This window comes from Guyparkeria halopsychrophila (assembly GCF_044582135.1).
In the GTDB taxonomy this organism is placed as follows: domain Bacteria; phylum Pseudomonadota; class Gammaproteobacteria; order Halothiobacillales; family Halothiobacillaceae; genus Guyparkeria.
The window spans coordinates 1-8,452 of record NZ_JBDODP010000036.1; the positions used below are offsets into that span (position 1 = coordinate 1).

An 8,452-nucleotide genomic window follows, 5' to 3' on the forward strand; every position below is an offset into this window, starting at 1 on the left:
CAGGTGGTCGATCCTGACCGGCTCGCCCATGTCCAGCACGAACACGTCGCCGCCCTCGGCCATACTGCCGGCCTGGATGACGAGTTGCACGGCCTCGGGGATGGTCATGAAGTAGCGCGTGATATCCGGGTGGGTAACCGTCACCGGCCCACCATCGGCGATCTGCCGGCGGAACAACGGCACCACCGACCCGCTCGAGCCCAGCACATTGCCGAAGCGCACCATGCTGAACGTCGTGGCGGTGTACTCGGGCTGCAAGGCCTGCAACGCCATCTCCGCCAAACGTTTGCTCGCGCCCATTACATTTGTCGGCCGCACGGCCTTGTCCGTCGAGATCAGCACGAAATGTGACACATGGGCCTGCGCCGCCACCCGGGCTGCGATCAACGTGCCCAACGCGTTGTTGGAAAGCCCCTCGATGGGATTGTGCTCGACCAGCGGTACGTGCTTGTAGGCCGCCGCGTGGTAGACCGTGTCGATGGCAAAGCGGGCAAAAAGGCGTTGCAGACGACGTTCATCCAGCACGCTCCCCAGCGCGGCAATCAACTCGACCTCGCCGCTGGCCACTGACGGCAGCGCGCGCAACTCGTGATCGATCTGGTAGAGCCCGAATTCGGACACATCGAACAGAACCAGACGGGCCGCGCCCTGATCCACCACCTGCCGGCACAACTCCGAGCCAATCGAACCACCCGCACCGGTCACCAGAACGGTCTTGCCGGTGATGCACTTGCCCAACAACTCCGGGCGAGGCGGCACCGGTTCGCGGCCGAGCAGGTCCTCGATGTCGACCTCCTGGACCTGGTCCAACTGCGCCTTGCCGGAAAGAATCTCCTCGATGCCCGGCACGGTGCGCACATGGAACGGCAACGGCTCGAGAAAGTTCAGGATCTCCCGACGGGTCGCGGGGCTGGCCGAGGGCACCGACAGCAGGATCGAAGCCACCCCCAGCCGTTGCAGAAACACGTTCAGATCTGTCTTGCTCGGATGGATGACGCGCAGGCCATCGATTTCCCGGCCATCGAGCGACTCGTCGTCATCGATGAAAACGACCGGTTCGTAGTCCGGCCCCTGGCGCAACATGCCGATCACCTGCCGACCACTGGCCCCGGCACCATAGATTGCCACGCGCTCCTTGCCCTTGCCGCCGACCGTCGCCCCGAGTAACCGTCGCGCCAGGAACCGCGACCCACCCACCATGAAGAACAGCACCAGCCCGTAGATGACGAACGTCGACCGGGGCAACTGCGCCTGCGGGTGCAACAGCATGATCGCCAGCAGGACCATGGTGGACGCCGCGACCCCCATCGCGATCTGCTCCAGCGCCTTCCAGCCCAGAAAACGCATCACCGCCCGGTAGAGACCCAGCCTGACGAACATCGGAACGGTGAACACCACCAGCCCCGCGAACGCCAGCGCGGCACGATCAAACCCCGTGAACCAGTCGCCATAACGCAACGACAACGCCGCCCAGAGGGCCAACGGGATCAGCACCAGATCCAGCGCCAGCATCAGCCCACGTTTGTAGACCGACGGCAGCTCGCGAAGAAAATATTTGATACGGGCAATCAAGGGCACTGAATATCTACCATGCAAATCGGAAAGCGCACCCCGCTCTTAAGCGGTGTGCGCACGGAAACCGGAATTCTGTCACACCAAGCCCACATCAGTCCGAAAGTGGCCAATCAAAGAAGTAGTCATCCCCGCGAAAGCGGGGATCCAGGAATCGAAGCCACCTGAAACCTCGACTGAATTCCCGCCTGCGACGGAATGACGACTTAGTACGGGAACCTCCCAACGGACGACACCCAAAAAATCAGCGATCGGCCGCTCGCACCATGACCTCATTCAGCACCTGGCACGTCTTGTCGATTTCCGCATCCGTCAGCGTCGGATGGCACAGGAACATCAAGCTGGTCTCGCCCAGCTCGCGGGCAACCGGCAAGGGCTTCTCCGGCCGCCAACCGGTCCCGTCGAAGGCCTTCTCCCGATAAACCTCGGAACATGATCCGCTCATGCAGGGCACGCCTTCTGCCTGAATGGTCTGCATGATCCGGTCGCGATCCCAGCCTGGCTTCAAGGCATCCGGCTCGACGAACACGTAGCACTTGTAGGCCGCATGCCCGATCTCTTCTGGAATGTCCGGCACCCGCAAACCAGGGCACTGTCTCGCGGCTCCCCAAATCCGCCCGGCATTCGCCTGCCGGGCCGTCGTCCATTCCGGCATTCGAGTAAGCTGGATGCGGCCAATGGCCGACTGCATCTCCGTCAGACGTCCGTTGGTGCCGAAGGACTCGTGCAGCCAACGGAAGCCCGGCGGATGCTCGCGCTCGTAGACCGCCTCCCAGCTCTTGCCGTGGTCCTTGTCGGCCCACATGCGCTTCCACAGCCCGCGGTCATTCGTGGTCACCATGCCGCCTTCCCCGCCGGTGCTCATGATCTTGTCTTGGCAGAAAGACCAAGCGCCAACGTGGCCGATCGAGCCGACGCTGCGCCCTTTGTAAGTCGCCCCATGGGCCTGGGCGCAATCCTCGATTACGTACAGGTCATGTTGCCCGGCCAACGCCATCAACCCGTCCATCTCGCAGGGCCAGCCGGCCAGATGAACCGCCATGATCGCCCGCGTGCGCGGTGTAATCTTCTGGGCTACCGTCTGAGGTGTGATGTTCTGGGAATCGCGATCCACGTCGGCGAACACGGGCACCGCGCCGACCGTGACGATGCTTGAGACCGAGGCGAGAAATGTCCGCGAGGTAACGATTACCTCGTCGCCCTCACCGATCCCCAGCCCCTTAAGCGCCAGATCCAGCGCCACCGTCCCATTGGCTAAGGCAATCGCATGATCGGTCTCGGCAAAGGCGGCGAACTCTCGCTCGAACTCGCGACCTTCCTGTCCGGTCCAGTAGTTCACCTTGTTGGAAAGCAGCACACGCTGTACCGCCTCGGCTTCTTCTTGGGTGAAGGAAGGCCAAGGCGAAAAAGGTCCGTTCAGCATGAAAATACCCAAAGTAATCGTTAAATTAACCTACGAACTTATCGAGACTAACGCCAATAAACCACATTGAAGGCTTCAGCCGCACCCACGCCCACTTCAGATCCAAACACTCGAGCTCGGTCTCTAACCGCATCAAAACTCCTAGGGTGCGGGTACTCTCTGATCTCATCTTCATAGACGCCTAAAGCCGCCAACTTGCATTCCAGCCAATCGGTAATTTCGAGAAACGCATTAGGACAAAATCGCTCGGCATGGCTCGTCATGCCCCACTCTGTTGACGAATTAATATGGTAGGTAAATAATCCACGCACGCGGGACGTAGGTGTGGGCCGTACCGCAACCAAGGTGGAGCGAAACACTACCTGATGATCCTGATTAACATCGAAAGGGTGATGTACAAAAACAAAATCATACGCCCCCTCAGATATCACTAATTGAAGGCGGGAATTCAACTCGACATGAGGCACTTCATCTAACCTCATATCAGGATAATCCCAATGAAATACCCGACCAACTCCCAGTTGCTCCGTCGCTCTCACAAGATGATTGTGACGGCGATTGCTTGCCTCTTTGTCATCATCGTGCTGAGCTGCGCTCCCCTCGGATACAATCAGGACATGGCTTTCGCCACCGGCATTAGAATTCGCTGCTAATAGCCCACCACACCCTAAGACTTCATCATCCGGATGAGCACCAATTACAAGGATCCGCTTCCCCAAAACCTCCCTCATTCCTCTGACACCCCTCCGGTCCTCAACAAGTTTTCTAAACGGGAAACCCTCTGCCTTAGCTCATGGATTTCGTCATTAACCCGATAATTCAAGACATCGCCCAACTTGAAGTGAGAAAGCGACACTTTAACCCCTTCAACCTCGAATTCTCTTAACAGCAGACAGTCATCGTCAGCCCGAACGACCAGGCTTTCGCTTTGCTTCGCCAATATCTGCCCCGAGATACCGACTCGCTCCGGCCCATCATATAGTTCACTTTTCCAGACAATGACCTTAATGTTCTTATAGTAAAAATAGGCGCCGGGGTAGGGACAGGAAGCCGCCCGTACTAAAGTATCCACATCGTCCGCTGAACGAGTAAAATCCAGAAATCCATCTTGAGGAGATCTTTTTCCGCGATAAGTCGCAGGGTGAACTGCTTGCGACAACTCCCTCACGTTTCTAAACGCAATTTGTTGATAGACTTCGAGAAAAGCAGCACCCAACGCGTCTGCAGCTAAGCAATAGACTTCCATTGCGGTTGGTCGATCAGGAAGATCAAACCATTTTTGCCGTAAAATCGGGCCATCATCAATCTTGGACGACATCTTGAAAAGGGTGACCGCACTACTACGCTCTTTATCTAAAATTGTCCATGGGATTGGGGCTCTTCCGCGCCGTTCGGGCAATGGCGTGGGGTGGCTACCCACTACAAATCCTGAGACGGACGACAGTGCTTCGGCCTTGAGAATCTGACTCCATCCAAGGATGAACAAGTAGTCCGCCTCAAGGTGACGCAGTTCCTTTATTGTCTCGCCAGAGTTTATGTCTAGCGTATCTAAAACAGCAATCCCCGCCTGTTTCGCCATCCTGTGGAGATCGCGATAATCAGAGACCCCTTCACCGCTTCCCCGGGGCAAAGTCACGAGACCAATTACGTTAGCGTTGTTAGCTATAAGATTTTTAAGAGCAATCTCACTCTCTAAATTCGAACCAACACAGACGACTTTCGGCATCACCATCACTTCCACTCATCATCGTGCGGAGGATGCGTTTCGGCACGCCCACTCACTACCAACAATGCTGTTTTAAACAATATGACCAAATCAAGCCACATTGACTGTTTTTCTATATAGCGTAAGTCAAATCTAATTCTCTCATCCCAAGGAATTGAGGTGTTCCCCGAAATCTGAGCCAAGCCAGTTATACCTGGGCGAACTTTTAAGCGACGTTTTTGCTCATTAGTCATCTTTTCCACGTCATCACGCACTGTAGGCCTTGGGCCGACGAGGGACATTGAACCACCAATAACATTCAGGATTTGAGGCATCTCATCAATCTTAAATTTTCTTAAAAAATTCCCACCTTTGAAAATGCGAGGATCTTTTTTTAAAGTAGTCGCGGCAGAAGTGCTTTGCTTTAGGTACATTGTCCTGAACTTCAGGATATAAAATTCATTCCCGTTCAGTCCGACGCGGCGCTGTCGGAAAAAGATTGGCCCCGGATCGGCCAGCAGGATGATCACAACTGCGACCAGCCAAACAGGCAGCGTAATTATGCAAATCCCCACACCTACAACAACGTCAATAAGACGCTTCATAATATTAATTCCTATAATACAACAAAGAGGGCTCACATATAACCGAAACGTTGAAGAGTGTTACCCACCAAACTCTCCAAGATCTCCACCTCTTGACTTCCAAGTGCTTTCCGCCCTTTGCCCAAACTATGTGACGATACACCTTTGACTATTTGGGTAGTTTTTTCCGGACGCACCTCTTGGCCCATAAACTCAAGAATGCGGGTAAGCTCCTGTACGGGCTGTCGAACGAAGTCTTCGTAACGCACGCGGACTACCTTGTCCGCCGGCATTACCGAAAACGCCTCTTCTGCTTTTTCCAAACACCGCTGCCACTGCAACGCGCATACCTCGGGTAAAGAATGCCCAGCGAGTGCTTCTTCCAACCCCTCGAATTGTGGCCCCCAGAAGGCCAGCCGCTCCTCTCGGGAGATCACGCGATAGACCCGGTTCCAAAGATAGCGGGATGCATAGAAGGGCAGGTCCGACAGCGGCACGAAGCGCGCCTTGCGAGTAACATAGGGGATATCCAGTTCGGCCTTCCAACGCTTGACCGCCGAGCCCACCACGTCCAGACCGTCACGATAGATGAAAATATATTTCGCCTCCGGGACCACCGCATCTACGAACGGCACCCGCAACGAATTGGCGCAGGTCTTCTCCACCACCATATGGGCGTCGTATCGGCGAGACACCCAGTCGAATTGCTTGCGGATGTAAGCTGTCACCCGAGGGGTGGCCAGATCGGCCGAAAACTCGTCCGTCGGTTCACGCACGTTCCCGTGGCGCCAGATATAGTTGATCTCGTCGCAGGGCCACGTCGCTACACCTTCGAGATCAGCCAACACGTCGCGGAGCATGTTGGTGCCGGAGCGCGGCGCGCCAATAATGATTATTTTCGTAGGTTTCAATCCAGATCCTCTTCCCTTGGCCTTACAAGCAACTCTCCCCATTTTTCCAGGACTAGATCTTCCGAAAAGGCTTGTTCGAATTTTCGGGCCGCCGCCGATCGCATTTCGGGCAACACGTCACGATTGTCTGCCAGACCGGCCAACTGGTTCGCGAGCGCTTCGGCATCACCTGGTTGCACACACAAACCGTATTTCTCATTGGGAACATTCTTGGCAAGCTCACTCTCCGCCTCAACCATCACAAGCAGCGGGCAACCTTGTTCCAGATACGTCATGGTCTTGCTGGGATAGGCATAGCGATACATTCCAGGCGTCAAGCTGACAAACCCCATATCGACCCTCTGCATGGCAACTTTTGCAACCTCGACGGGCTGATGACCGAGGAAGCGCACTCGTACTTCCAATGCGTTCGCCTTCTCCTCAAGAGCGGCCTTGGCCACTCCCTCACCCATCAGCACGAACTCAATATCCCCGCGCCCCTTGAGTCGCTCCATTGCCTCGATCACCGTATCAAGGCCCTGAAACCGCCCAATGTTCCCGGCGAACAGGACGGTGAGCCGCTCGGGGTTCCATTCAAAAGGTAACTCTGCTGGCGTTTCCCTCTCAGAAGGCAAACTGAAATTGTTCAGAACAGAAATTTCCAGACCTGCGCCGCCCGGCCGCTCCCGGAACGTCTTCTCCATGTCCCCCGACAGCACAACAACCGGCTCGGCACGACGGCAACTCCAGTTATCCAGCGCACGCAAGACGCTGAATACGGCTGGATTGCGAAATTCACCGGAAACACGCCCGACCTCCGGGTGAATATCCATGCAGTGATAGATAAAGCGTGCGCCGGTCAACCTTGCAGCCAACGCAGCAGCAGCCCCCCCCAAGACAGGAGGCGCAGTCGAAATCATGATCACGTCATAACGGCGTGTGACAGCCTTCCACAACAGGACACTGCCCAAGCGCAAGGCATTGAAGATTCTAATTAGCGGTCGCCCTGTCTCATTGGGCAACGAAAGACGTTCCACAGCGACGCCATTGAGCACCTCATGTCTCGCGCATCGCTCACGCTCCGCACCGGCCTTGTAAGAAGGCTGAGACGAGAGGACCTCCACCTCGTGTCCCTCATTCCGCCAATGCTCGACGATCCGCCGCAGCATGGCAGCATAAGGCGGGGTGTCAGGCCAATAATATCGGTGAACGGCCAGCACCCGTAGCCGCTTCTGTTCCTGGCCGGGTTCAGCCCCATTCATATCGACTGAACTCGTCCATGTTTCGCCATCGATTGGCTAATTTCGCGGTACCAGTAATCAGCCGCACCACACGTTCCGAGGTATTGCGCACCCGATACTCCTCTGGAACCTCACGCTCAGCACCAGAAAATACCTCGCGCGAGGCGGTAGCAATTCGGACCCCATCCAGCAGCACTTCCTTGTCCAATCCGGTAAGTGCGATCGCGCCGGTATCCAGAGCTTCCGGCCGCTCAATCGAACGGCGCATCGTCACTGCCGGGAACTTCAGGATGGAGGCTTCCTCGCTAATCGTGCCGCTATCCGAGATGGCGCAGTAGGCATGCATCTGCAGATGGTTGTAATCTAGAAAGCCAAACGGCTTGAGGAAGCGGATCGCTTCGCTGTCCTCGGCCAGTCCCAACTTTTCAAGGCGGTTACGGGTACGGGGGTGGGTCGAGACCACCACCGGGTATCCATAACGCTCATGCAGGCCATGTAGCGCCTCGATCACCTCTCGCAAGTTTTCGCGGCTGTCGACGTTCTCTTCGCGATGGACGCTGACAATGAAATATTTCCCCGCCTCGAGCCCCAGGGTATCGAGCACCGAAGAATGCAGGATCTGCGGGAGCATATGCTCCAGGACTTCACGCATAGGCGAGCCGGTCAGGTAGATAAAACGCTGAGACAATCCCTCGCTGATCAGGTGACGGCGGGCATGCTCGGTGTACACAAGATTGAAGTCAGCCAGGTGGTCAACCATCTTACGGTTGATCTCTTCCGGCACGTTTGCATCAAAACAGCGATTCCCGGCCTCCATGTGATAGGTCGGAATCTTCATCCGCTTGGCCATCAACGTCGCGATGGCACTGTTCGTATCCCCAAGTACCAGGACGGCATCGGGCCGCTCTTCCAGCAACACCTCTTCGGTCTTGATCAGTATTTCACCGAGGCTCCGCCCAAGTGACGACGTGTCCACGTTGAGAAAGTGGTCTGGGCGACGCACACCCAGTTCCTCGAAGAACACGTCGTTCAACTCA

Annotated in this window: 8 protein-coding genes; all 8 read right to left on the reverse strand. The window is 56.2% G+C overall.

What is annotated here, in order from left to right; genetic code table 11:
• Positions 1-1,578 (reverse strand): polysaccharide biosynthesis protein (locus ABGV18_RS11145; protein WP_396586091.1); only part of this gene is annotated, 1,578 nt, incomplete at its 3' end.
• A gap of 238 nt (positions 1,579-1,816) precedes the next feature.
• A complete protein-coding gene (locus ABGV18_RS11150) occupies positions 1,817-2,995 on the reverse strand; it encodes a DegT/DnrJ/EryC1/StrS family aminotransferase (RefSeq protein ID WP_396586097.1) in 1,179 nt (392 codons plus the stop codon).
• A gap of 47 nt (positions 2,996-3,042) precedes the next feature.
• Complete coding sequence (locus ABGV18_RS11155) at positions 3,043-3,726, reverse strand: PIG-L family deacetylase (RefSeq protein ID WP_396586092.1); 684 nt, start codon at positions 3,724-3,726, stop codon at positions 3,043-3,045.
• Positions 3,723-4,727: a formyltransferase family protein gene (locus ABGV18_RS11160; RefSeq protein WP_396586098.1), complete on the reverse strand. Its 1,005-nt coding sequence runs from the start codon at positions 4,725-4,727 to the stop codon at positions 3,723-3,725. The genes ABGV18_RS11155 and ABGV18_RS11160 overlap by 4 nt, the downstream gene beginning before the upstream one ends.
• Positions 4,727-5,305, reverse strand: a complete 579-nt coding sequence (locus tag ABGV18_RS11165; protein WP_396586093.1) for a sugar transferase — start codon at positions 5,303-5,305, stop codon at positions 4,727-4,729. Before ABGV18_RS11165 ends, ABGV18_RS11160 begins: the two co-directional genes overlap by 1 nt.
• A gap of 32 nt (positions 5,306-5,337) precedes the next feature.
• Positions 5,338-6,195 carry a sulfotransferase gene (locus ABGV18_RS11170; protein ID WP_396586094.1) on the reverse strand — a complete coding sequence of 286 codons (858 nt, stop codon included), beginning with the start codon at positions 6,193-6,195 and terminating at the stop codon, positions 5,338-5,340.
• A complete protein-coding gene (locus ABGV18_RS11175) occupies positions 6,192-7,436 on the reverse strand; it encodes a glycosyltransferase (protein ID WP_396586095.1) in 1,245 nt (414 codons plus the stop codon). The genes ABGV18_RS11170 and ABGV18_RS11175 overlap by 4 nt, the downstream gene beginning before the upstream one ends.
• Positions 7,423-8,452: UDP-N-acetylglucosamine 2-epimerase (locus tag ABGV18_RS11180; RefSeq protein ID WP_396586096.1), on the reverse strand; the 1,030-nt coding region annotated here is incomplete at its 5' end. The genes ABGV18_RS11175 and ABGV18_RS11180, both read right to left, overlap by 14 nt.

Excerpts from the sequence above, each read along its gene's own strand:
- ABGV18_RS11150 (WP_396586097.1), bottom strand. The coding sequence starts at position 2,995 with ATGCTGAACGGACCTTTTTCGCCTTGGCCTTCCTTCACCCAAGAAGAA.
- ABGV18_RS11155 (WP_396586092.1), bottom strand. The coding sequence starts at position 3,726 with ATGAGGGAGGTTTTGGGGAAGCGGATCCTTGTAATTGGTGCTCATCCG.
- ABGV18_RS11160 (WP_396586098.1), bottom strand. The coding sequence starts at position 4,727 with ATGGTGATGCCGAAAGTCGTCTGTGTTGGTTCGAATTTAGAGAGTGAG.
- ABGV18_RS11165 (WP_396586093.1), bottom strand. The coding sequence starts at position 5,305 with ATGAAGCGTCTTATTGACGTTGTTGTAGGTGTGGGGATTTGCATAATT.
- ABGV18_RS11175 (WP_396586095.1), bottom strand. The coding sequence starts at position 7,436 with ATGAATGGGGCTGAACCCGGCCAGGAACAGAAGCGGCTACGGGTGCTG.